General features: G+C 47.2%; 25 protein-coding genes, 10 tRNA genes and 1 riboswitch. Of the genes, 28 read left to right on the forward strand and 7 right to left on the reverse strand.

Annotated elements, in window-relative coordinates; translation table 11 throughout:
- Positions 1–28 precede the first annotated feature (28 nt).
- Positions 29–1,474 (forward strand): sodium:alanine symporter family protein, encoded by a 1,446-nt coding sequence (locus BW42_RS13480; protein ID WP_035412170.1) that lies wholly within the window; start codon positions 29–31, stop codon positions 1,472–1,474.
- An 86-nt stretch (positions 1,475–1,560) separates the two neighbouring features.
- Entirely contained in the window at positions 1,561–2,022 is a 462-nt protein-coding gene (locus BW42_RS13485; protein WP_023469641.1) for a hypothetical protein, read from the forward strand.
- Between the two features lie 126 nt (positions 2,023–2,148).
- On the opposite strand, the gene BW42_RS13490 is transcribed toward BW42_RS13485, so the two are convergent.
- Positions 2,149–2,961 (reverse strand): aldo/keto reductase, encoded by an 813-nt coding sequence (locus BW42_RS13490; protein WP_035412173.1) that lies wholly within the window; start codon positions 2,959–2,961, stop codon positions 2,149–2,151.
- 160 nt (positions 2,962–3,121) lie between these two features.
- Between BW42_RS13490 and BW42_RS13495 the strand changes: the two genes are divergently transcribed.
- Entirely contained in the window at positions 3,122–3,325 is a 204-nt protein-coding gene (locus BW42_RS13495; RefSeq protein ID WP_035412176.1) for a hypothetical protein, read from the forward strand.
- Between the two features lie 39 nt (positions 3,326–3,364).
- Here the strand turns inward: BW42_RS13495 and BW42_RS13500 are convergent, their stop codons facing one another.
- Both BW42_RS13500 and BW42_RS13505 read right to left on the reverse strand, forming a co-directional pair.
- Complete coding sequence (locus BW42_RS13500; RefSeq protein WP_035412179.1) at positions 3,365–4,675, reverse strand: Na+/H+ antiporter NhaC family protein; 1,311 nt, start codon at positions 4,673–4,675, stop codon at positions 3,365–3,367.
- Positions 4,676–4,756: 81 nt separating this feature from the next.
- Positions 4,757–4,861, reverse strand: a riboswitch (SAM riboswitch).
- A gap of 69 nt (positions 4,862–4,930) precedes the next feature.
- Positions 4,931–5,944 (reverse strand): metal ABC transporter solute-binding protein, Zn/Mn family, encoded by a 1,014-nt coding sequence (locus BW42_RS13505; protein ID WP_035412181.1) that lies wholly within the window; start codon positions 5,942–5,944, stop codon positions 4,931–4,933.
- Positions 5,945–6,113: 169 nt separating this feature from the next.
- Between BW42_RS13505 and BW42_RS13510 the strand changes: the two genes are divergently transcribed.
- A complete protein-coding gene (locus BW42_RS13510) occupies positions 6,114–7,103 on the forward strand; it encodes an alpha/beta hydrolase (RefSeq protein ID WP_052019150.1) in 990 nt (329 codons plus the stop codon).
- 17 nt (positions 7,104–7,120) lie between these two features.
- Complete coding sequence (locus BW42_RS13515; protein ID WP_035412184.1) at positions 7,121–7,711, forward strand: histidine phosphatase family protein; 591 nt, start codon at positions 7,121–7,123, stop codon at positions 7,709–7,711.
- On the opposite strand, the gene BW42_RS13520 is transcribed toward BW42_RS13515, so the two are convergent.
- The gene (locus tag BW42_RS13520; RefSeq protein ID WP_035412187.1) at positions 7,708–8,199 is read right to left on the reverse strand and encodes a YwpF family protein; all 492 of its coding nucleotides are present in this window, start codon (positions 8,197–8,199) and stop codon (positions 7,708–7,710) included. The two genes, BW42_RS13515 and BW42_RS13520, sit on opposite strands and share 4 nt — an antisense overlap.
- A 141-nt stretch (positions 8,200–8,340) precedes the next feature.
- On the opposite strand from BW42_RS13520, the gene BW42_RS13525 reads away from it, so the two are divergent.
- The gene (locus BW42_RS13525) at positions 8,341–8,667 is read left to right on the forward strand and encodes a hypothetical protein (protein ID WP_029342848.1); all 327 of its coding nucleotides are present in this window, start codon (positions 8,341–8,343) and stop codon (positions 8,665–8,667) included.
- 51 nt (positions 8,668–8,718) lie between these two features.
- On the opposite strand, the gene BW42_RS13530 is transcribed toward BW42_RS13525, so the two are convergent.
- Positions 8,719–10,170, reverse strand: coding sequence for a nicotinate phosphoribosyltransferase (locus BW42_RS13530; protein ID WP_035412190.1), 1,452 nt, complete (start codon positions 10,168–10,170; stop codon positions 8,719–8,721).
- A gap of 17 nt (positions 10,171–10,187) precedes the next feature.
- Complete coding sequence (locus BW42_RS13535; protein ID WP_035412192.1) at positions 10,188–10,721, reverse strand: cysteine hydrolase family protein; 534 nt, start codon at positions 10,719–10,721, stop codon at positions 10,188–10,190.
- 162 nt (positions 10,722–10,883) lie between these two features.
- Between BW42_RS13535 and BW42_RS13540 the strand changes: the two genes are divergently transcribed.
- From BW42_RS13540 to BW42_RS13550, 3 genes are read left to right on the forward strand one after another with little or no spacing between them, the layout of a single operon-like run.
- The gene (locus BW42_RS13540) at positions 10,884–11,159 is read left to right on the forward strand and encodes a 4a-hydroxytetrahydrobiopterin dehydratase (RefSeq protein WP_035412195.1); all 276 of its coding nucleotides are present in this window, start codon (positions 10,884–10,886) and stop codon (positions 11,157–11,159) included.
- Positions 11,149–11,649, forward strand: a complete 501-nt coding sequence (locus BW42_RS13545) for a hypothetical protein (RefSeq protein WP_035412198.1) — start codon at positions 11,149–11,151, stop codon at positions 11,647–11,649. Before BW42_RS13540 ends, BW42_RS13545 begins: the two co-directional genes overlap by 11 nt.
- A gap of 19 nt (positions 11,650–11,668) precedes the next feature.
- Positions 11,669–11,932, forward strand: a complete 264-nt coding sequence (locus BW42_RS13550; protein ID WP_035412200.1) for a hypothetical protein — start codon at positions 11,669–11,671, stop codon at positions 11,930–11,932.
- A gap of 50 nt (positions 11,933–11,982) precedes the next feature.
- On the opposite strand, the gene BW42_RS13555 is transcribed toward BW42_RS13550, so the two are convergent.
- On the reverse strand, positions 11,983–12,723 hold the full coding sequence (locus tag BW42_RS13555) for a rhomboid family intramembrane serine protease (protein ID WP_035412202.1): 741 nt from the start codon (positions 12,721–12,723) through the stop codon (positions 11,983–11,985).
- 68 nt (positions 12,724–12,791) lie between these two features.
- Between BW42_RS13555 and acpS the strand changes: the two genes are divergently transcribed.
- From acpS to BW42_RS13650, 19 genes are all read left to right on the forward strand, one after another.
- Positions 12,792–13,148 carry a holo-ACP synthase gene (acpS, locus tag BW42_RS13560; protein ID WP_035412205.1) on the forward strand — a complete coding sequence of 119 codons (357 nt, stop codon included), beginning with the start codon at positions 12,792–12,794 and terminating at the stop codon, positions 13,146–13,148.
- Between the two features lies 1 nt (position 13,149).
- Positions 13,150–14,223 carry an alanine racemase gene (gene alr, locus BW42_RS13565; protein WP_035412208.1) on the forward strand — a complete coding sequence of 358 codons (1,074 nt, stop codon included), beginning with the start codon at positions 13,150–13,152 and terminating at the stop codon, positions 14,221–14,223.
- Positions 14,224–14,362: 139 nt separating this feature from the next.
- Positions 14,363–14,587, forward strand: coding sequence for a hypothetical protein (locus tag BW42_RS13570; protein WP_023469624.1), 225 nt, complete (start codon positions 14,363–14,365; stop codon positions 14,585–14,587).
- A 3-nt stretch (positions 14,588–14,590) separates the two neighbouring features.
- Entirely contained in the window at positions 14,591–14,941 is a 351-nt protein-coding gene (locus BW42_RS13575) for a type II toxin-antitoxin system PemK/MazF family toxin (RefSeq protein WP_023469623.1), read from the forward strand.
- Positions 14,942–15,134: 193 nt separating this feature from the next.
- Entirely contained in the window at positions 15,135–15,461 is a 327-nt protein-coding gene (locus BW42_RS13580; protein ID WP_029342841.1) for an STAS domain-containing protein, read from the forward strand.
- The gene (gene rsbW, locus BW42_RS13585) at positions 15,458–15,940 is read left to right on the forward strand and encodes an anti-sigma B factor RsbW (RefSeq protein ID WP_035412210.1); all 483 of its coding nucleotides are present in this window, start codon (positions 15,458–15,460) and stop codon (positions 15,938–15,940) included. Before BW42_RS13580 ends, rsbW begins: the two co-directional genes overlap by 4 nt.
- Positions 15,906–16,703: an RNA polymerase sigma factor SigB gene (gene sigB / locus BW42_RS13590; protein ID WP_023469620.1), complete on the forward strand. Its 798-nt coding sequence runs from the start codon at positions 15,906–15,908 to the stop codon at positions 16,701–16,703. Before rsbW ends, sigB begins: the two co-directional genes overlap by 35 nt.
- Before the next feature lie 63 nt (positions 16,704–16,766).
- Positions 16,767–18,887: a Tex family protein gene (locus BW42_RS13595; protein WP_035412213.1), complete on the forward strand. Its 2,121-nt coding sequence runs from the start codon at positions 16,767–16,769 to the stop codon at positions 18,885–18,887.
- On the forward strand, positions 18,884–19,324 hold the full coding sequence (locus BW42_RS13600) for a SprT family protein (protein WP_035412218.1): 441 nt from the start codon (positions 18,884–18,886) through the stop codon (positions 19,322–19,324). The genes BW42_RS13595 and BW42_RS13600 overlap by 4 nt, the downstream gene beginning before the upstream one ends.
- Before the next feature lie 149 nt (positions 19,325–19,473).
- A tRNA-Asn gene (locus BW42_RS13605) sits at positions 19,474–19,548 on the forward strand.
- Positions 19,549–19,555: 7 nt separating this feature from the next.
- A tRNA-Ser gene (locus tag BW42_RS13610) sits at positions 19,556–19,647 on the forward strand.
- Between the two features lie 49 nt (positions 19,648–19,696).
- Positions 19,697–19,771 (forward strand) — tRNA-Glu (locus BW42_RS13615).
- A 3-nt stretch (positions 19,772–19,774) separates the two neighbouring features.
- A tRNA-Val gene (locus BW42_RS13620) sits at positions 19,775–19,850 on the forward strand.
- 36 nt (positions 19,851–19,886) lie between these two features.
- Positions 19,887–19,962 (forward strand) — tRNA-Asp (locus BW42_RS13625).
- A gap of 4 nt (positions 19,963–19,966) precedes the next feature.
- Positions 19,967–20,038, forward strand: a tRNA-Gln gene (locus BW42_RS13630).
- 7 nt (positions 20,039–20,045) lie between these two features.
- Positions 20,046–20,121, forward strand: a tRNA-Lys gene (locus tag BW42_RS13635).
- Between the two features lie 17 nt (positions 20,122–20,138).
- Positions 20,139–20,225 (forward strand) — tRNA-Leu (locus tag BW42_RS13640).
- Positions 20,226–20,229: 4 nt separating this feature from the next.
- A tRNA-Arg gene (locus BW42_RS13645) sits at positions 20,230–20,306 on the forward strand.
- 18 nt (positions 20,307–20,324) lie between these two features.
- Positions 20,325–20,401 (forward strand) — tRNA-Ile (locus BW42_RS13650).
- Positions 20,402–20,507: the final 106 nt, after the last annotated feature.

Raw genomic sequence — 20,507 nt, forward strand, 5'->3', positions numbered from 1 at the left:
AAAAGACGGATGGAAGTGAGGAGATATGATGGAAAAGGAATTAATGACGTTAGTGAATAGAGCCAGTGATTTGTTATGGACAAATGTACTGATCACGTTACTCGTCGTGTTAGGCATTTATTTTACATTCCGGATGCGGTTCGTTCAATTCCGGATGATTCCGGAGATGGTTCGCTTATTGTTCCAAGGAACAGATGATGGAAAAGATGGTGTCTCCCCGTTTCAAGCATTCGCAATCAGTACGGCAGCTCGTGTCGGTACCGGAAACATCGCGGGTGTAGCGGCTGCAATCGCACTCGGCGGTCCGGGAGCAGTCTTTTGGATGTGGTTGATTGCCTTAATTGGATCGGCATCAGCATTCGTCGAAAGTACGCTTGCTCAGATTTACAAGGTACGTGACGGAAAAGAATGGCGTGGTGGTCCAGCCTATTACATGGAAAAAGCGCTTGGACAACGGTGGTTAGGAATTGTCTTTAGTGTTCTGATCACGATCTCATTTGGTTTTGTCTTCAACTCTGTCCAATCGAATACGATCTCGCTTTCTCTACAAAGTCAATATGGCGTGGATAAGATGTGGATTACGGTCGGATTGGTCGTCTTGACGGCACTGATCATTTTTGGCGGTGTCCGCAGTATTGCGACAGTCGCTTCGTTCATGGTTCCGATCATGGCAGGTGGTTATATCTTAATCGCTCTCTATATCATGGTGACGAATCTTGAAGTATTACCAAGTGTCTTTAAATTGATTTTCCAAGAAGGGTTATTCGAGTTTAAGACGTTAGCAGGGGGAGCAATCGGGGCGGCCGTTCTGAATGGTATTCGTCGCGGTTTGTTCTCGAACGAAGCCGGTATGGGTTCAGCACCGAACGCAGCGGCAACAGCGGAAGTCTCTCACCCGGTCAAACAAGGCTTGATTCAATCATTCGCGGTCTTCGTCGATACATTGATGGTCTGTTCGGCGACTGCGATGATCGTTCTCGTCAGTGGGGTTCCGACAAAAGATGCGAATGGAGATGCCTTAGCTGGTATTGATTTAGCACAGGGAGCACTTGCGTCACAAGTTGGATCATTTGCGACAGGATTCATGGCACTCGCCATCTTCCTATTTGCGTTTAGTTCCGTCGTCGGAAACTACTACTACGGTGAATCGAACATCAACTTCATCCGTGAAAATAAACAAGTCATGATGGCATACCGCGTACTCGTCCTCGTCATGATCGTCTTCGGTTCACTTGTCGAGTCAGCTAGTCTCGTGTGGGCGTTAGCGGACATCTTCATGGGACTAATGGCGATCGTCAATCTGTATGCGATTTTCCGTCTCGCAAAGATTGCGAAGCTTGCCCTCGATGATTACATGGCACAACGAAAAGCAGGGAAAGAGCCACGGTTTTATGCGGACTCGATTCCGAACTTGCCAGGGAAAGATACGCTTGAAGCATGGCAGGAATCAAAAGAAGACGAAAAAGCAATCTAAGGAAAAGGGAGTCAGAGAAATCTGGCTCTTTTTTTGTATAGAACGAATTTAAAAAGGGAATACAGAGTACAGAAGGGAGGGGGAGAATGGAAAACGTACATTTCGTCCGCGTCACGGATGCGGTCTGGGAGTCGTTCGGAAACGATCCCCACATCATCATGGACTGGATTTTATTCATTCATGAGACACAACCCGATCATGAACAATTATTCGCTCTCGAACAGACGAACGCCATCTATCATTTGATGAATCAAATCGATATCTATATTGATCAAGACACACATTACAACCTGGGACGAGCGATCGTTGGCGAAGAGTTAATCGTTAATGAAGAGAAAGCGGCGATCGTCGGGATTCTTCCTTTACCGCTTCTGATCATTTCCGCTGAAGTGATGCGGAACTTTGATCAGCGGGCACTCGCTTCGATTCATGATGAAGCTGGAACGCCAGGCGAATTCGAGGATGTTTGGGAACAGTTCGCCGATTTACGCGCCTATTTTCAAAAAGCAGAAGAAGCGGAAGATACGATTTTAATTTATTATGTCTGATCAGCTTAAATCATAAAAAAAAAGAGACCCGCTTCCAAGTCGTAGACTGGAAACGGGTCTCTCGTCGTTCAGATGAAGCAAGACGTCTTCACATGGAAGCCGTTCTTTTTTACGATAACCTTTAGATTAAAAATCGATTTCGTCTGGATCCGGTCCGAGGCGGACATCCGTTGCCAGACGATCAATTCTCTCAAGATCATCGGCATCGAGTTGGAAATCAAAGACGTCGAAGTTTTCCGCAATGCGTGCTGGAGTAACAGATTTTGGAAGAGCGACGATGCCGTTGTCGAGGTGCCAACGTAAGACGACTTGTGAAGGTGTCTTGCCGTGTTTCTCTGCGATTTCCTTGAAATCATTGATTTCGAGGAATTTCCCTTGCATGAGTGGACTCCATGCTTCGACTTGGATGTTGTGATCTTGCAAGTATTCGTGCAGTTCGTGTTGCGGCAATTGTGGATGCAATTCGACTTGGTTGATCATTGGTGCCATCAAGCCCTCTTCTGCCAATGTATCGAGGTGATGTTCCTTGAAGTTCGAGACACCGATCGCTTTGATCTTGCCTGCTTCATAAAGTTCAACCATTGCTTTCCACGCTTCGATATAGCCTTCGACTGGCCAGTGGATCAGGTAGAGGTCAAGGTAGTCTGTTTCGAGACGTTCGAGCGATTCTGCGAATGCTTCCTTCGTCCGACCGGCACGAATATCATCGTTCCAGACTTTCGACGTTAAGAAGAGATCCTTACGTTTCACGCCGCTTTCTTTGATTCCTTTTGCGACACCGCGCTCGTTTTTATAGACAGCAGCTGTATCGATATGACGATAGCCGACACGTAGTGCTTCAGCAACAGCAGCGGGTGCTTCTGTTTCTTCGTCTACTTGCCAGACACCGAATCCGATTTGGGGAATCGTAATACCGTTTGAAAGTTTTGCGTATTGCATGTGTTACTCCTCCTCATAAAACGTAGTTTAGATTTGCTCGTTTAGTTTAGCACGAACGAACGAAACCGTCCGTTTCCATGCTCATGGAGGAATAGAATGGGTTAAAATAAAAGAGAATTCATCACATCTGACCGTATGTCAGAAAGAGGGGGGAGAAAGGATGGCTCAAAAGAATAAAAAGCTATCAAAGGGAGCTTGGCTTAGTATTAGTGCCTTGTTGGTCACGCAAGCAGTTAGCTTATTTTTCAGTGCACGAAAATCAGGACGTAACCCGTGGGTATGGGGAGGTGCGGGACTCCTTCAGTTTCCACTTCCAGCAATCGCGTATTTGATTTTAGAACGACAAGCGAAGCAGAAAAAATAATGAAACAGGTCCGATCACCATGATCGGACCTGTCGTTGGTTAAGAAGAGATTTTTTCCTGTTGAGCAACTGATTTTTTCGGACGTGGGAAACCAAAGATGATGGCAATCGATCCACAGACGAAGAGCAGGAACGGATAGAACAGATACGGAATCAGTTCTGGTGAAGCTGTCTTCGTCAACTCTGCTGCGATCAGCAGTTGTGCCCCATACGGAATGATGCCTTGAATACCACAAGAGAAGATATCAAGAATACTCGCTGATTTCTTGCGGTCGATTTCATACGTATCAGCGATTTCAGCCGCGAGTGGTCCAGCGACGAGAATCGAGATCGTATTGTTCGCCGTTGCGAGGTTCGTCGCACTGACGAGTGCTGCCATACTGAATTCAGCACCGCGACGCTGTGAAATCTTGCGCGTCAACGTCTCTTTCAAGTAGGCGATTCCGCCATTGAACGTGATCAAACTGACGAGACCACCCATGAGGAGTGTCAAGATTGAAATCTCTGCCATGCCCATCATTCCTTCAGACATCGAAAGGACGAACCCACTTAAGCCAAAGCTACCGTCGATCATACCGATGATTCCAGTGAGCAATGTGCCACCGACGAGAACAAGAATGACATTGACACCAAATAGTGCAAGGACGATGACGGCGAGATACGGAATTAATTTGTAGAACTCGAATGCTTTAGCTGCTGCCGCATCGCCAGAACCAGAAACGAACGCGAGTAAGATGACCGTTAAGACGGCAGCCGGGAGAACGATCATGAAGTTCGTCCGGAATTTATCGCGCATGTTCGTTTTTTGTGTCCGAACGGCAGCGATTGTCGTATCCGAGATGAACGACAAGTTATCACCGAACATCGAACCACCAACGACTGACGCTGCTGCGATCGCAACGTTGATACCTGTTGCTTCATGAATACCAAAGGCGATTGGAGCAAGTGCAGCAATCGTTCCAGTCGAAGTTCCCATTGCCATCGAGATGAAGGCAGCGATGACGAACAGACCGCTCATCAGGAGTGACGGAGGTAGGAACGTTAAGGCAGCATTGACGGTCGCATCAATGGCGCCGATTGCTTCTGCCGTTCCAGAGAACGTACCGGCTAATAAGAAGATGAAGACCATAATCATGATATCGGGATTTCCGGCACCGGTTGCGATTCGTTCAACCGTTTGATTAATCGATCCTTTCGTCGTGATTGCAGCAAAGATCAGCGCGATCAAAGCAGCGATCAGAATCGGGAATTTGTAAAAGTCGTCATAGAAGATACCGGCTCCGATGAAGAGGACCAGAAATACGACGAGGGGAAGCAGTGCCCATTTGTTAGGCGTGATCATTTCATTCATTGTTGACACCTCGTTTCTCAAAGATACAAAAAAAGACCCCTTCGCAAGAAAGAAGGAGGTCTTTATGAAATAAAGACGCTCTTCTTATCTCTCAAGCTTTCGCTTGCTGGATTTGGCACAGTACGAATCAAATCGTCCGCTGCCGAAACATCATTGGGCCAGTCCCTCCGTTTCTCGCGATAAAAAGAAGTCATTCAATTGTTGTAAAACACGTTTCTTACCGTACCGCATTGAGTAACGCGTGTCAACTGTACTTTACTGAAGTGCCTGTTCTAACGTCTGGACGTTTTCTTCCATCAACTTAAAATACGAGCTGTTTTGCTGCGATTTCGTCACCGACTCGAGGTTATGGATCGTCACGGATTTAGCTCCGATTTCTTTTTGGATGACACGCGCAACCTTTGGTGAAACCGTTTCTTCGAACGCGACGTGTTTCAAATCATGCATCCGCGCTTCTTTCACTAAAGCAGCCAGTTGTTTTTGTGAGGGTTCATCGGAAGGGGAAATTCCGGCGATTGGAAGCTGCGTGAAACCATATCGTTCGGCGAGGTAACCGTAAGCTGCATGTGTGACGAGAAGTTCTTTTTTTGATCCGTCAGCGACGGCTTGCTTGAACTCTTTATCGAGTGCGTCAGCTTGCTGATCGAACGCTTTCAAGTTTTTTTCGAATGTTGCTTTGTCTTTTGGTACTTCTTTTGATAAGGCGACTGTGATAGAACGTGCCATTGCTTTGGCGTTGACAGGATCAAGCCAGACGTGTGGATCGTATTTTCCATGATCGTGTTCTTCCTCTTCGTGCGCATGTTCATCAGTTGCGTGATCATCGTGCCCTGCATCTTCGTGCGCATGCTCTTCTTCTGTATGTCCCTCTTCTTCATGTGCGTGAAGCGTAGCATCCGATTCCAGCAAAGTGACATCCTTACTCGTCTCGACGAACCGGACGTCCGTGCCTTTTAGACTCTCTTGGATTTTTTTTGAATAGGGTTCAAGTGTCGTACCCGTCAAAAGGAAAAGGTCACCTTTGGCAATCTCAGTGAGTTGCTTTGACGTCGGTTCATAGGAGTGCGGATCTGCTCCAGGTGGGACGATCATCTTGACGTTGACTTGATTACCACCGATTTCACGGGCAATGGCAGCTGTTGCGAACGTCGATGTATAGATTTCCGTCTTTTTATCATCTGAAGTCGATGAATCGGTGTTTGATCCACAAGCTGCGAGGATACTTGCGCTCGCGAATGCGACCGTTAAAGCAGGAATGATTTTTTTCATTATATGTTACCTCCGTTATTAAAACGTAATTATTCCGATTTGGACTTTTTCACTATAGCGGAACGTTTGAGAAGCGTCAAGTACGAATACCGAGACGTTCGACTTCTTTTAAAACGGGGTAAAAGGATAATAAAATGAAGGAATTGATACGTCTTTTGGAGGTGATCAAGTGAAACGTGAAACTGCATGGCTAATGGGGGGAGCTGCACTACTAACGACAGCAGCTGCGGGAGCAAGTATCTGGAACAATTACGGTGCATTACTTCGGTGGACTGAACCCGCCTTGCCAATCACAGAAAAACAACTCGCACCGCGGACAATCACTTACAAACAAGTGGGAGACCGTACCTTACAACTCGATCTCTATTATCCGCCGGGGGAAGGACCGTTTCCGGTCGCGATCTACGCGCACGGTGGCGCATTCGTTCGTGGAGAGCGCGAGGATCTGTTCTGTTTTAGCCCGATCGTTGATCGCCTGCTTGAACTTGGGGTTGCTGTTTGTAGTATCGATTATCGTCTGTTTGAAGAAGGGAGTTATTTTCCGGATAATCTCGAAGATGTACGGGATGCCTTATGCTTTTTGAACAAAGAAGCAGAAGATCTTCGCATTTTAAGAGGACGGATGATAGTATGGGGAGACTCAGCCGGAGCTGCACTCATGCTGACGACGGCACTTGCCCCATCTGCTTTCGTTGGTGAGCGCGATGAACGACACATGCCATTGATCAGTGGTGTCATTGCCTTATATCCACCGACGAATTTTTTATTGTTTACTTTCATTCAGACCTGGATCGCTCACATTAAGTTTTATAAAGGTGGACGGGAAGAATGGCGCAAGCTCATGACCCACGTTTCACCTGTGACGCATCTCTCGTCAGACGCCCCACCGATCATGCTCCTGCATGGCAAAAAAGATCCAATCGTTCCGTTTTCCCAAGCTCTTCACTTCGTTGAAAAAGGAGCCGATGTCGGAGCTGATGTCCGTTTGTTTTCTTTTCCGAACGGTACCCACTCACTTGCTAGTTTTGCACAGACAGAAAATCCATTGAAAATTGAACGACTGCTCGAACGAATTGAACGCTTCACTTGTCAGGTGTTGTTATTGCCACCGCGACAACTTCCCGATGAAAAACATGATACAATCAGTCATATTTCTTGAATGAAGGAGACAGAGGCATGACTGAAATTTGTTTAGTGCGACATGGTCAAACGGATTGGAACTTAAATGAACGAATCCAAGGAAGAGAAGACATCCCGTTGAATGCAACAGGAAAAAGACAAGCGGAACTCAGCGCCGCTTATCTAGCCAATGAAAAGTGGGATGTCTTGCTAGCAAGCCCGTTGTCTCGCGCTGTTGAGACAGCAGAAATCATCGGACGTGCTGTCGGATTGACGATCACAGCGACCGATGACCGACTCGTCGAGCGTGAATTTGGTGCTGCTTCCGGTGAACCGGTTGCGTCGATTTATGAAGCTGTTCAAGCGAACGATACGAAACGTGTTCCGGGTCTTGAAACGGAACAAGCGATTCAGGATCGCGTATTCGAAGCATTACAGGAAGTGACACGAACGTATGAGGGGAAACGAATCTTAATCGTCTGTCACTCGCATACGATCAAAGCAGCCTTATCGTCGATTGATGAGACATTCAGTTACCGGACACCTTTGAAAAATGCATGTGCGAATTATATCCAATATACGGACCACTATACGATTGATCGAATCAATGTAGCGGATCACATCACGGACGAAGTCGAAAAACCTTAAGAAATCGGTGTTTCTGGATGTTCTGCTAGATACTGTTTAAATGTTTCTTTAGCGATACTCGTGATATGTGCACCGCGTTTTGAACGACGATCCTTGTATTCTTGGACGAGTTCCTCACCAGCGAATCCATCCTCGACGACTTCACGTAAGATCGATTCGGATAAATCATTCTTCATCATGACCATCTTACCAGTGAAGACATAGGAGACGTGTTCGCTTAAGGCAGTCCGTTCAAGAGGCGTGACGATCATCGCGGCAGGGTCATTATCGGGTCGTGAGATCGTGATTTCAATCAAAGCACGTAAATGTTTTGTGAACAATTCATCGACGATCGGCTGATCGCTCGAAGGAACGACGATTTCTGCGACCCATTGTGCCGTTTGTTCGGTACTGACCGTTAGTCCGTCTTGAATGGCGACGGGAATCGTCGTATCCCGTCCTGACTCGTCCATTAAAATGCGCAATGTGCATAATTTAAAGGTTTTCATGAAAAAATGCCCTCCCTTGATCGCTTACGATTTTTCTACAGTATACCGTGAGGAATGTGGGACGGGAAACTTTTCCTGACGAAATTCGTATGAACTATGTTTAAATAAGACTAGATATTACTAACAGGAGGATCGTTCATTATGCCGCAAGTACTCATTGGAATATTAGGAATCCTGGGTATTGTCTTACTTGCCCACCATATCATCATGTATTGGCATGCTGAACCGACAGACCGCCCGACGCTTGCATATCGCATTGCGCTCCTGATTGCCTGTTTGCTACTCATTAGTGGAAGTGATCATTTAATCAGTATTTTTTACGCGGATTCCTTAGCAGAATTCGGTCAACGCATAACGTATATCGTCTTCATCGGAGGTGCGCTTGGTTTCGCGTGGTACTTTCGTAAGAAGATGGAACAAGCGCCAACAGAAATGACACCTGTCGGAAACGAAGCAGGATTAACATGAGAAAAGCGCCGTTCATCCTGAGGGAGGAAGAACGGCGCTTGTTTGTGCGTCTTATTTTAAACCACTCGCGAGTCGTGTCTCCCGAATCATGTCGAGTTTGAGTTTCCAGAGACGGTCACTGAATGTGACGGCATAAATCTCTGGCAAACGGAGACGTTTGTACTCCTCCCAAAGACGACCAATCTGCGTTTCATGGAAGTGACGGATCTCTTCGATCGTTGGAACTGTATAGATTAGCTCTCCATCTTTGAAGATCGGTTCAAGCAAGCGTTCGACCTTGAACTGCTCCACACGGTTACGGAACGATGGGTCCCGGACGTCGATGAGATCGACGGCTTCAAGTGTCGATGGATCCTCATCCATCAACGTCACGTAATCCCCTTTAAACTTATCCGTCACCGGATCGATGATGCGATAGACTTCCTTGATGTGTGGTGTCGTCGTCTTGGCTTTTGACGAGGACACTTTGATGACAGGCGTGAGTTCGCCGTCTACTTCACGTGCGACCAGTTTATAGACCATTCCGAGAGCGGGTTGCTCGTAAGCTGTAATACCACGTGTTCCGACGAGGAACGTATTCGCTTGGGCGCCTTGGATGCGCAAATCTTGGATGACGTACTCATCGAGATCCCCTGACAAGACGATGTCGACTTCTGGGAAGCCGGCTTCGTCAAGCATGTTACGAGCACGTTTTGACAAATAAGATAAGTCACCAGAATCGATTCGGATTCCGCGCAGTTTATGTCCTTTGGCTTGGAGTTCCTTTGCGACCGTAATGGCATTCGGCAGACCACTCTTGAGTGTGTCATACGTATCGACGAGTAACGTCGATTGATCCGGATAGTGAGAAGCAAATGTCCGGAATGCTGTTAGTTCATCATCATGGAATTGAATGTCGGCATGTTCCATCGTTCCGCCACATGGGATTCCGAAATCGCGTCCTGCTGAAGCAAGACTTGTGACGTCAAAACCAGCGAGGTACGAAGCACGCGTTCCGAAGTAAGCAGCATCGATGCCTTGCGCACGTCGGGCACCGGCTTCAAGAAACTTCGCACGGGGTGCCGATTGACGAATGCGTGCGTACTTCGTCGCGATGAGTGATTCATGGTTCGCGATGTTCAAAATCGCGGTCTGTAAGAGTTTCGCTTCAAAAATTCGTGCCTCGATCCGAATCAATGGTTCGTTCGGGAAGACGATCTCACCTTCTTTGACACTGGAAATCGAACCGTTGAACTTGAATTGACGCAGTTCATCCTTGAATTCATCTGGGAAGCCGATCATCTCTTGCAAGTACGTGATGTCTTCTTCCGTGAAACGGAGTGTTTGAATGTACTCGATGATGTTCTCAAGACCCGCAAAGACGACATACCCTCCTGCAAACGGATTCGAACGGTAGTAGACATCGAAGACGGCACGTTCATTGTGACGTCCTTCTTTCCAGTAGATATACATCCACCGTGGTAAGTATAGATCGGTATGGAGTGCAAGATTACGTTGTAACATAACGGACAAATCCCTTCTTATTCGCCGACGACTTCTGCGCCGATCGATTGTTTAAAGTGTGTAAGCGCCCAGTCGTGACCCGTCGCGTTAAAGCTTGCGACCGCATCGGCATGGACGACGATATGATATCCGAGATTGTAGGCATCAACAGCTGTATGAAGGACACAGATGTCCGTACAGACGCCAACGAGGTGGACTTCGCGGATACCACGTTCACGCAAGCGTAAATCAAGGTCCGTCCCGGCGAACGCACTGTAACGCGTCTTATCAATGATGTGATCAGCGACACGTGCCATGGCTGCGACTTTCCCAAACAAATCACGTCCATGTGTTCCGCGAATATTATGCGGCGGGAAAAGGACAGTTTCCGGATGGAACGTATCACCTTCCTCATGAATATCGTTGGCAATGACGACGTAGTCCTCTGTTGAAAATTCCTCCATCAATGTAGCGATCCGGTCTTCAATCGCCTGTCCTGGTTTTCCACAAGTCAGCTTCCCTTCGTCAGCAACGAAGTCGATCGTGTAATCAATGACAATCAGAGCGCGCATGTGCGTGAGCCCCTTTCGGTTTTGAATTAGTGTTCTCTTTCACATTGTACTCTATCTCACATAGAAGGCGAAAGGAAGAAATCGGATACAAACAGGTATAGAGAAGTAATAGAATGGGGTATAAAGTATAGGACGAAAATGATAGTAGAGGAGGAGAAAGGGATGGCTAGGTTGAATGAGTATGAAGTGGAAGAGCGTCTTGAACGATTGCAGGATTGGAGTATCGTCGATGATGAAATCGTCCGAACGTATACACTTCCATCGTTTCCTGCTGCACTGGATTTCGTACAGGAAGTCGGGAGTATCGCCGAAAACTTGAATCATCATCCACGGATCGTGATTGACTATAAAAACGTCACACTTGCGGCGACGACTCATGATGAAAACGGATTGACGGAAAAAGACTTTCAACTTGCGGAGGCCTGTGATGCCATCTAAACTTTCGATCACATTCGGTAGCGGTTCGTTTGTTGAACAAATTCGTTCTCGGGACGCTCACATTCGTGTTGCTAGCGGAAGCGGTGACGCTATCCTCTGGATAGAGACGGACTCGAAATCACCTTTTCAAAGTGGCAATACCTACACGTTGCTCGAATCACGTGGAAATTTTTCGGATGAAGGCAGTCTCTTCTACTGGTCGATTCCGGCAGATCAAAATAGCGGAGATTTATTCGTACATCAAGTGATGTCGAATCCAAAAGTCATTGGAGCAGAATATGGTGGCTTCCAGGCTTTTCGGATTGGACGTGTCGAGAAGGGGACGGATCTCGTCTTATTGATTCAGTTCCATGAGACAAGCGACGGGGCTCGTTATGCAAAATCAGTTGAACGTCTCACGGTAGACCAGTATGCTGAAGAGGCAGGGAAGTCGTTCGCGCCTTCTCCCGTCATGAAACGGTATCAAATCGTACCACCAACAAATGAGTGAGATGCAGGGGGACTAACAGATGAAGAAGAACTATTTTGTCGTAGCAACACTTGGTGGCGCACTTGTCGGCGCTACTTTATCACTACTGCATAAAGATACGCGTCAAGCGCAGTTCACGGCAGTGAAACGAACATTCAGTGGCGCAGGAACACAATTGTCTGCTGTCAAACAAGATCCGAAAGGACGCTTTGAGGAATTAAAAGCACTTTATACGGATAATCAGGAGACGATCCATAACTTGATTGATGATGTGAAGGACTTGGCAGAAGTTCTACGCAAATAATCAAAAAAAGGACTTACGCATGTAGCGTAGTCCTTTTTTTGTATGCTGGTTTACAGGTAACGGAAGAATAATCCGAGTACAGCAAAGGCGATGATGACATAGAAGAAGATACGACCCAACTGCCCAGAACCGCTTACGAAGACAGGACCACCACTTGTCCGACGACCCGTTTGGAACGGACGTGTGAATGGCACGGCGCGGTTGCCGAAGACGAATCCGAAAAGGAATCCGAGGACGAAACCGTACAAGTGACCGAAGACAGCGACGTTCGATCCAAGTAACGTAAAGACTGCCGTGACTGCAGTGAAGATATACACAAGCCGTGTATCGTCTGCCATGATGACCGTTCGTTTGAAACGACTCAAGTAGACATAAAAACCAAGCAGACCAAGAATGGCACCGGATGCTCCGGCTTGTCCATAGAACGGTTCATTGATTTTCGTGAAGTACGTCAAGACGTTCGCAAGCGTACCGACGAGCAAGTAAAAAGTAGCGAATCGAGTATGCCCGATCATCCGCTCGAGAGGCGGTGCGAAAATGACGAGAGCAAACGTATTGAACGCAATATGCCAAAAATCATAATGCAAGAACGTTGCCGTGACGACACGCCACCATTCACCTTGCCCGATTAAGAGATTGATTGCTGCGCCTGCACTTAAGGGAGAGAACGTCAGATTAAGGAGTCCACCTAACTGTTCGATGACAAACAGGGCGACTTGGATTAAAATGAACAACGAAACGACCGGATAAGAACGTGTGAACGTTTGTAGATTTTCCGTTCGACTAAACATGACAACACCTCGCTTCATCTTCATTCTATATGAAGATGGCGAAGAATAGAACTGTGGAGGCGTCTCGGATGATTTATGGAATTGGGATCGATTTAGTCGAACTAAATCGAATCGAGCAAACGCTCGAGCGACAGCCACGTTTTGCAGGAAGAATTTTGACGCAGGCAGAACAGGAACGATTTCAATCGCTTTCAGGACACCGGCAAATTGAGTACCTGGCAGGTCGCTTCGCCGCAAAGGAAGCGTTCGTTAAAGCATTTGGAACCGGTGTCGGAAAAGAGGTTTCCTGGCAGGACGTCGAAGTTTTAAACGATGAGACCGGACGACCGATCATGAGCGGACCATTCGATGGCGTCATCCATGTCTCGATTACACATTCAGAGCACTACGCGTCTGCGCAAGTCTTATTAGAGAAGAGGGATTAGGATGTATCGACCAACTTGGATTGAAATCGATCGGGAAGCGATCGCACACAATATACGCGAAATTAAAACACGAATGGGCGAGCAACAGGTGATGGCAGTCGTCAAGGCAGACGGCTATGGTCACGGTGCAGTGACAGTCGCTGAGATTGCCCTTGAAAATGGAGCTGACTTACTCGCTGTTGCGCTCCTTGAAGAAGCGATTGAGTTGCGAGAAGCGGGTATCCGAGCGCCAATTTTGATGCTTGAAGCTTTACTGCCGGAGCATGCGCCAGTCGCTTCGAATTACGATGTCGCCGTTCCTGTCTTTTCAGCCGATTGGCTCCAAGAAGCGAAACGGCATCTGACGGAAATCGATCATCTCCGTTTGCATATCAAGGTCGATACCGGGATGGGGCGGCTCGGACTGCAGCATGTCGATGAGTTGAAGCATATTTTGGTTGAGTGTAATGATGATCTTGTCGAACTCGAAGGCATCTATACGCATTTCGCAACCGCTGACGAGCTGAACAGTCGATTGTTCGAACGTCAGCTCGAGACATTTTTATCCTATGTCGCGCTAGTACCGGACATTCGTTACGTGCATTGTGCTAATTCAGCGGCAGCGATTCGCTTAGCGGGACAAGCGCCGTTTAACGTCGTTCGGGTCGGTATCGCGTTATATGGGGCGATGCCGTCGGATGAGATGGCAGGACATTATGAATTTTTAAAACCAGCGTTTTCACTGAAGAGTCGTCTGATGCAGGTCAAACAAGTCGAACCGGGTCAGACGATCAGTTACGGAGCGACTTATACGGCACCGACAGATGAATGGATCGGTACCGTTCCGATTGGTTATGCAGATGGCTGGTCACGCAAGTTTCAGGGCTATTCACTGATTGTAGACGGTCTACCGTGCGAAATCGTCGGTCGTGTCTGTATGGATCGCTTGATGATTCGTTTACCGCGAGAATATCCGATTGGAACGGAAGTCATCTTGATTGGAGAAGGGGCACCAATCGAGGAAGCGGCCCATTGGCTCGGGACGATCAACTATGAAGTTCTCTGTCAATTCTCGAAACGTGTTCCGCGTCAGTGATTCGAATAAGACATCAATAAGATGGCAAAAATATGTTATTTGTTTGAATTTTGATTGTATTTTCTGAATTCGACTGATATATTGAAGTAGAAAGTGAGTCGTTCGTTAAGGTTTCAGTGAATCTGGAGGTGCCATTATCTTGGTCCAACAACGGGAAATGCAGTTTGTTGAGCGAAATGTAGCGAAGGAGACGATTGGGATGAAGTCGAATCATACGACCGAAGAACGCAAGCGTCAGCTACGTGAGGAATTGAAGCGTGGTTACGAAGAAATGGCAGCAATCAATTTATCGATCGTAGGCGAAATGTTCCAGATTGAAACGGAGGCGGAGTTCTCACTCCTACGTCAAGTAAGCGGGGTGTAAGCTTTGATAGTCAAACGTGGCGACGTGTTTTATGCAAATTTGTCACCTGTGGTCGGATCGGAACAAGGGGGAGTTCGTCCCGTGCTTGTTCTACAAAATGATATTGGTAACCGATTCAGCCCGACAGTCATCGTGGCTGCGATCACGGCACAGATCGACAAAGCCAAACTACCGACCCATGTGGAAGTATATCGAGAGCGACACGGATTAGAACGTGATTCGGTCATCTTACTTGAGCAAATCCGTACAATTGATAAACGCCGTCTAACGGATAAAGTCACACATCTAGATCCGGACACGATGATGAAAGTAAATAGTGCCGTCGCAATCAGCTTAGGCTTGGTTGATTTTTAGGCACTTACATAGAAGCGCAACACAAGAAGAGTCGATACTAGCGTATACGACTTTTTTTGACCTCTTTTTTTAAAAATGGGTTTCAAAGTTTTCTTTACGGGGAAACATACCCAAGTGACCTTTTTATAAAGGGAAGAGGTAGGATGAATAGCAAGACCACATAGACAGATTTTCCTTGAGGAGGAACTTGAAGATGGATTTAACAATTAAAACAGAGCAGCTTGACGGTCAGACGCATCTTTATATCGCAGGTGAGATTGATACGTATACGGCACCAAAGCTTCGCCAAGAATTAGTCCCAGCAGTCGAAACGAATGATGTCATCGTGCACTTGGATGAAGTTCATTATATGGATTCAACAGGTCTCGGTGTTTTTGTCGGTGCGCTCAAAGCAGCGAAAAAGAACGGTACGTCGTTCACGCTCGTTGGCGTCTCTGAACGTATCCGTCGTCTATTCGAGATCACAGGTCTTTCAAGCATCATTACAATTGATAGTGGTGTACGAGGTGGAACGCAATGAAGAACGAACAACTGAACATGACATTACCGGCAAAACCGGAATATGTAGCCATCGCTCGTTTGACGGTTTCAGGCGTCGCGAACCGAATGGGGTATACGTACGATGACATCGAAGATATCAAAATCGCTGTCTCAGAAGCATGTGCGAACGCTGTTCAACATGCGTACGAAGGAAAAGAAGATGGTAGTATCGCCTTGACTTGCAACGTCTATCCAGATGATCGTCTTGAGATCATCGTTAAAGATAACGGCATTACGTTCGATAAAGATGAGGTTAAACGCCAAAGTGAGCCGATTACGGACGCACACGATCTCGATTCCTTGCATGAAGGAGGACTTGGTATCTTGATGATCGAAGCATTGATGGATCAAGTAACGATCGAGAAAGCGAACGGCGTCACTGTCCATATGACAAAATATATGAATAGAGATGAGGTGGGTCAAAGTGCCAGCAAAGTCTCAACAACGCCATCACAGTGATGATGAAGTACTTCGACTGATTGATTTGTATCAGCAGGACGACCAAGATGAGGAAGTGCATGCGGCATTACTCGAGCGTTATTCAGACTTGGTAGAAGCTTTGGCCCGAAAGTTTTCGCGTGGTCGACCGATTCATGACGATCTCGTTCAGGTCGGTATGATTGGGTTACTCGCGGCGCTTCGTCGATTCGATAAGGAGTTTGGTCGCAGTTTTGAATCGTTTGCTGTTCCGACGATCATCGGAGAAATCAAACGTTTCATCCGCGATAAGACATGGAGCGTCCACGTTCCACGTCGCATTAAGGAACTCGGACCAAAAATCAAAAAGGCAGTCGAGGAATTGACGACGGAGCTACAACGCTCTCCGCGCATCGATGAGATTGCTGCTCGCCTTGAAGTATCAGAAGAGGAAGTCCTTGAAACACTCGAGATGGGTAAGAGTTATCAAGCTCTCTCCGTCGATAGCTCGATTGAGGCAGATCAGGAAGGTAGTACCGTTACCTTGCTCGACCTCGTTGGTAATCAAGAGAATGGCTATGACTCTGTCGATCAGCGTCTGATTCTTGAAAAGGCATTTGCTGTCTTGACGGACCGCGAGCGTTCTATCCTCGAATGTGCCTATTATCGCAATATGAGTCAAAAAGAAACGGGAGAACTACTCGGCATTTCACAAATGCATGTGTCCCGTCTCCAACGACGTGCTTTGCAGAAGTTACGTGAAGCGATTAAAGTTGAACCAAATGAAGTATTCTCAAAAGACTGACCTCGTGTCAGTCTTTTTTCTTTTCCATGCATTCTTCGGTATAATGAATGAGAGGTGAAGCAGATGGAAAAGAGAATCGCAAGTGAATTGAATGTACGTCCTGCTCAAGTGAAGGCAGTCTTACAATTGACGGAAGAAGGCGGTACGATTCCGTTCATCGCCCGCTACCGGAAAGAACAGACTGGAGAACTCGATGAGGTCGCGATTAAAGCGATCCTCGATCGACATAAACAATTAACACAACTTGAAAGTAGACGAAGTGACGTCCTTGAAAAAATCGAGGAACAAGGTGTACTAACGCCGGAACTCCGTCGAACGCTTGAAGAAGCGACGACCTTACAACAAGTCGAAGATATTTACTTACCGTTTCGACCAAAACGTCGGACGAAGGCGGAAATTGCACGGGAAGCAGGGCTTGCGCCACTTGCTGACTGGTTACGCGACAAGTCTGCCTATGATGAAGCGACATTTCAGCGTTTGAGCGGTACACTCGATTCGGAAGAAGCACTTGCCGGAGCTCAATCAATCATCGCTGAGGAGTGGGGCGAACAAGCGACGGTGCGTGAGTTCATACGCAAGCAAATACGTCGTTCAGCAGAAATCGTCACGAAACAGAAAAAGGACGCAGTCGATGAAAAAGGTGTCTTTGCACAGTACTATGCTTACAACGAACGGATTCAACAGATTGTTCCGCACCGGATTCTTGCGATCAACCGTGCTGAGTCGTTGAAAATCGTCTCGGTGAAGGTCGTATTAGAGGAACAGCAGGTTTTACCAACGTTACTTCGTTCATATGCACAACTGGCGCCAAAGAAACGTGACATCGTCGAAGCGGCAATCACAACGGGGTATAAAAAATCCGTTTTTCCTGCTATCGAACGAGAAATTCGGAACGAACTGACTGAGAAAGCAGAACTTCAGGCGATTGACGTCTTCGGTAAGAACCTCCGTCAACTCTACATGCAGCCACCGATGAAAGGGAAAGTCATGCTTGGTCTTGATCCGGCTTATCGGACGGGGTGTAAGTGGGCGGTCATTGATCTGACGGGTGAGATGAAGGAAGTCGGTGTCATCTACGTGACGATGTCAGAGCAAAAAGCGAAAGAAGCGCGCCAAACCCTTTCAAAGCTCGTCGACACGTATGGTATTGAATTGATTGCGATTGGCAATGGGACGGCTTCGCGGGAAACAGAAGCATTCGTTGCGGATTGGATGAAGGGGCAGAAAGATATTGCCTTTACGATCGTCGACGAGGCAGGGGCAAGTATTTATTCCGCTTCAGAGATTGCCCGAACGGAGTTTCCGGAGCTTCAAGTCGAACAACGATCCGCAATTTCGATCGCACGTCGCTTGCAGGATCCACTGGCAGAACTCGTCAAAGTCGATCCGCAATCTGTTGGTGTCGGTCAATATCAACATGATGTCTCGCAAACGAAATTGAAGGAGACGCTTGATTTTGTCGTCGAAACGGTCGTCAACCAGGTCGGAGTTGATGTCAATACAGCGTCAGAACCGCTTTTGAGTTACGTCGCAGGAATCACGAAAGCGACGGCGAAAAAAATCGTCGAACGTCGCTCAGAACTTGGAACGTTCAAGACGCGTCAGGAATTATTGAAAGTCCCTCGTCTTGGGGCAAAAGCTTATGAACAGGCAGCTGGATTCCTCCGGATCTTAGATGGAACGCATCCGCTCGACCGGACGCCAATCCATCCGGAGCAGTACAAAACAGTCGAAAGGTTATTCAAGACACTAGGTTTAACGCTCGATCAAGTCGGAACGGATGCACTCCGGGAACAATTGTCCACATTGGCATTACCGGAGATGGCACAGACGCTCGAGATCGGAGAGCCAACGTTACGTGACATCATCGAGGCGTTACAACGTCCGGGACGTGACCCGCGAGAAGCACTCGATAAACCGTTACTTCGCCAAGATGTTCTATCGATGGATATGATTCAAGTCGGGATGGAATTCCAAGGGACGATCCGTAATGTTCTTGATTTTGGTGCGTTCGTTGATATCGGGGTGAAAGAGAATGGATTGATCCATATTTCGAAGCTCAGTCGTAAGCGTGTCAAACATCCACTTGATGTTGTCGCTGTCGGGGATATCGTGACGGTATGGGTGACGAATGTTGAACCGGAGCGAGGACGCATTGGTTTGACGCTGGTTCCGCCGAAATGACGAATGAACAATTACAACGATACGTCGAGCAACTTTCGCTCGACGTATTTTCCTTATCGTTTCGACATGAAGCTTATTTTAACCCACGCCTAAAGACGACAGGTGGTCGCTACTTCTTGGGCGATCATCACTTAGACTTCAATAAACGATACATCGATGACATGAAAGTCTTCCGCGGAATTGTGATTCATGAACTGTGTCACTATCATTTACATCTAGCAGGAATGGGACACCGCCATCAAGATCAAGACTTTAAAGAATGGTTAGAGCGTTACGGTGGGATCCGATACAGTCCGAGAAGACAAGAAGACGAAAAAAAATCCTATCTTTATGAATGTGAGAAATGCAGTACATTATATAGAAGGAAAAGACGCATGAATACGGAAAAGTATCGATGTGGTCGTTGTCGCGGAAAGATTTTTTACAAAAGTAGTTGACGTTCATTTCGGAGCATGATAAATTATAGAAGTCGTCAAAACGACAGCAACTAAACAACTTATCGTCGCTAAAAACTTTTTTAAAAAAGCATTGACGGAAAGAAAAAAAGTTGCTACTATATAAAAGTGTTCCGAACAGAACGTAACGTTCCGCAATAGCTCAGTGGTAGAGCAACCGGCTGTTAACCGGTAGGTCGTAGGTTCAAATCCTACTTGCGGAGCCATTCTTTTGGAGATGTACCCAAGTGGCTATAAGGGGCGCCCCTGCTAAGGGTGTAGGCCGGGAAACTGGTGCGAGGGTTCGAATCCCTCCATCTCCGCCAGACCTCTTATGTGAAAATGTTTCTTGAGAATAATTATTAATTACAAAATGGCCCGTTGGTCAAGCGGTTAAGACACCGCCCTTTCACGGCGGTAACACGGGTTCGAATCCCGTACGGGTCACCATATGGAGGATTAGCTCAGCTGGGAGAGCACCTGCCTTACAAGCAGGGGGTCGGCGGTTCGATCCCGTCATCCTCCACCATTTCTTTTTAAAGAGTTGTTTACAACTTCAAGTTGCGGTCCTGTGGTGTAGCGGTTAACATGCCTGCCTGTCACGCAGGAGATCGCGGGTTCGAATCCCGTCAGGACCGCCATTTTTGGGCTGTAGCCAAGTGGTAAGGCACTGGATTTTGATTCCAGCACGCGAAGGTTCGATCCCTTCCAGCCCAGTTTATATGTGTCATTAGCTCAGTTGGTAGAGCATCTGACTTTTAATCAGAGGGTCGCAGGTTCGAATCCTGCATGACACACCATTTTTAATTTCATATTTGCGGTCGTGGCGGAATCGGTAGACGCGCTAGGTTGAGGGCCTAGTGGTGGCAACATCGTGGAGGTTCAAGTCCTCTCGACCGCACCATATCGCACCCTTAGCTCAGCTGGATAGAGTACTTGACTACGAATCAAGGGGTCGGGAGTTCGAATCTCTCAGGGTGCACCATATTTTGTTTGCTTTGACGGGCCTATAGCTCAGCTGGTTAGAGCGCACGCCTGATAAGCGTGAGGTCGGTGGTTCGAGTCCACTTAGGCCCACCATTTTCAAAACAAACAATGACGAACTTTGAAAACTGAACGATGAGGCAAAAAACGTATTCTACGGAATACAAAAACGAATGAAGCGCAAGCTTCGTCAATCGTGACT

The organism is Exiguobacterium sp. RIT341, from assembly GCF_000632205.1.
In the GTDB taxonomy this organism is placed as follows: Bacteria; Bacillota; Bacilli; order Exiguobacteriales; family Exiguobacteriaceae; genus Exiguobacterium_A.

What these genes read in the sequence shown, in the direction of transcription:
- BW42_RS13555 (WP_035412202.1), bottom strand. Translation starts at nt 12,723, where the DNA reads ATGTTTAGTCGAACGGAAAATCTACAAACGTTCACACGTTCTTATCCG.
- BW42_RS13505 (WP_035412181.1), bottom strand. Translation starts at nt 5,944, where the DNA reads ATGAAAAAAATCATTCCTGCTTTAACGGTCGCATTCGCGAGCGCAAGT.
- BW42_RS13490 (WP_035412173.1), bottom strand. Translation starts at nt 2,961, where the DNA reads ATGCAATACGCAAAACTTTCAAACGGTATTACGATTCCCCAAATCGGA.
- BW42_RS13525 (WP_029342848.1), top strand. Translation starts at nt 8,341, where the DNA reads ATGCCGCAAGTACTCATTGGAATATTAGGAATCCTGGGTATTGTCTTA.
- BW42_RS13595 (WP_035412213.1), top strand. Translation starts at nt 16,767, where the DNA reads ATGGAAAAGAGAATCGCAAGTGAATTGAATGTACGTCCTGCTCAAGTG.
- BW42_RS13545 (WP_035412198.1), top strand. Translation starts at nt 11,149, where the DNA reads ATGCCATCTAAACTTTCGATCACATTCGGTAGCGGTTCGTTTGTTGAA.
- rsbW (WP_035412210.1), top strand. Translation starts at nt 15,458, where the DNA reads ATGAAGAACGAACAACTGAACATGACATTACCGGCAAAACCGGAATAT.
- BW42_RS13500 (WP_035412179.1), bottom strand. Translation starts at nt 4,675, where the DNA reads ATGAATGAAATGATCACGCCTAACAAATGGGCACTGCTTCCCCTCGTC.
- BW42_RS13480 (WP_035412170.1), top strand. Translation starts at nt 29, where the DNA reads ATGGAAAAGGAATTAATGACGTTAGTGAATAGAGCCAGTGATTTGTTA.
- BW42_RS13495 (WP_035412176.1), top strand. Translation starts at nt 3,122, where the DNA reads ATGGCTCAAAAGAATAAAAAGCTATCAAAGGGAGCTTGGCTTAGTATT.
- BW42_RS13515 (WP_035412184.1), top strand. Translation starts at nt 7,121, where the DNA reads ATGACTGAAATTTGTTTAGTGCGACATGGTCAAACGGATTGGAACTTA.
- BW42_RS13540 (WP_035412195.1), top strand. Translation starts at nt 10,884, where the DNA reads ATGGCTAGGTTGAATGAGTATGAAGTGGAAGAGCGTCTTGAACGATTG.
- BW42_RS13485 (WP_023469641.1), top strand. Translation starts at nt 1,561, where the DNA reads ATGGAAAACGTACATTTCGTCCGCGTCACGGATGCGGTCTGGGAGTCG.
- BW42_RS13550 (WP_035412200.1), top strand. Translation starts at nt 11,669, where the DNA reads ATGAAGAAGAACTATTTTGTCGTAGCAACACTTGGTGGCGCACTTGTC.
- alr (WP_035412208.1), top strand. Translation starts at nt 13,150, where the DNA reads ATGTATCGACCAACTTGGATTGAAATCGATCGGGAAGCGATCGCACAC.
- BW42_RS13535 (WP_035412192.1), bottom strand. Translation starts at nt 10,721, where the DNA reads ATGCGCGCTCTGATTGTCATTGATTACACGATCGACTTCGTTGCTGAC.
- BW42_RS13520 (WP_035412187.1), bottom strand. Translation starts at nt 8,199, where the DNA reads ATGAAAACCTTTAAATTATGCACATTGCGCATTTTAATGGACGAGTCA.
- BW42_RS13600 (WP_035412218.1), top strand. Translation starts at nt 18,884, where the DNA reads ATGACGAATGAACAATTACAACGATACGTCGAGCAACTTTCGCTCGAC.
- acpS (WP_035412205.1), top strand. Translation starts at nt 12,792, where the DNA reads ATGATTTATGGAATTGGGATCGATTTAGTCGAACTAAATCGAATCGAG.
- BW42_RS13530 (WP_035412190.1), bottom strand. Translation starts at nt 10,170, where the DNA reads ATGTTACAACGTAATCTTGCACTCCATACCGATCTATACTTACCACGG.
- BW42_RS13580 (WP_029342841.1), top strand. Translation starts at nt 15,135, where the DNA reads ATGGATTTAACAATTAAAACAGAGCAGCTTGACGGTCAGACGCATCTT.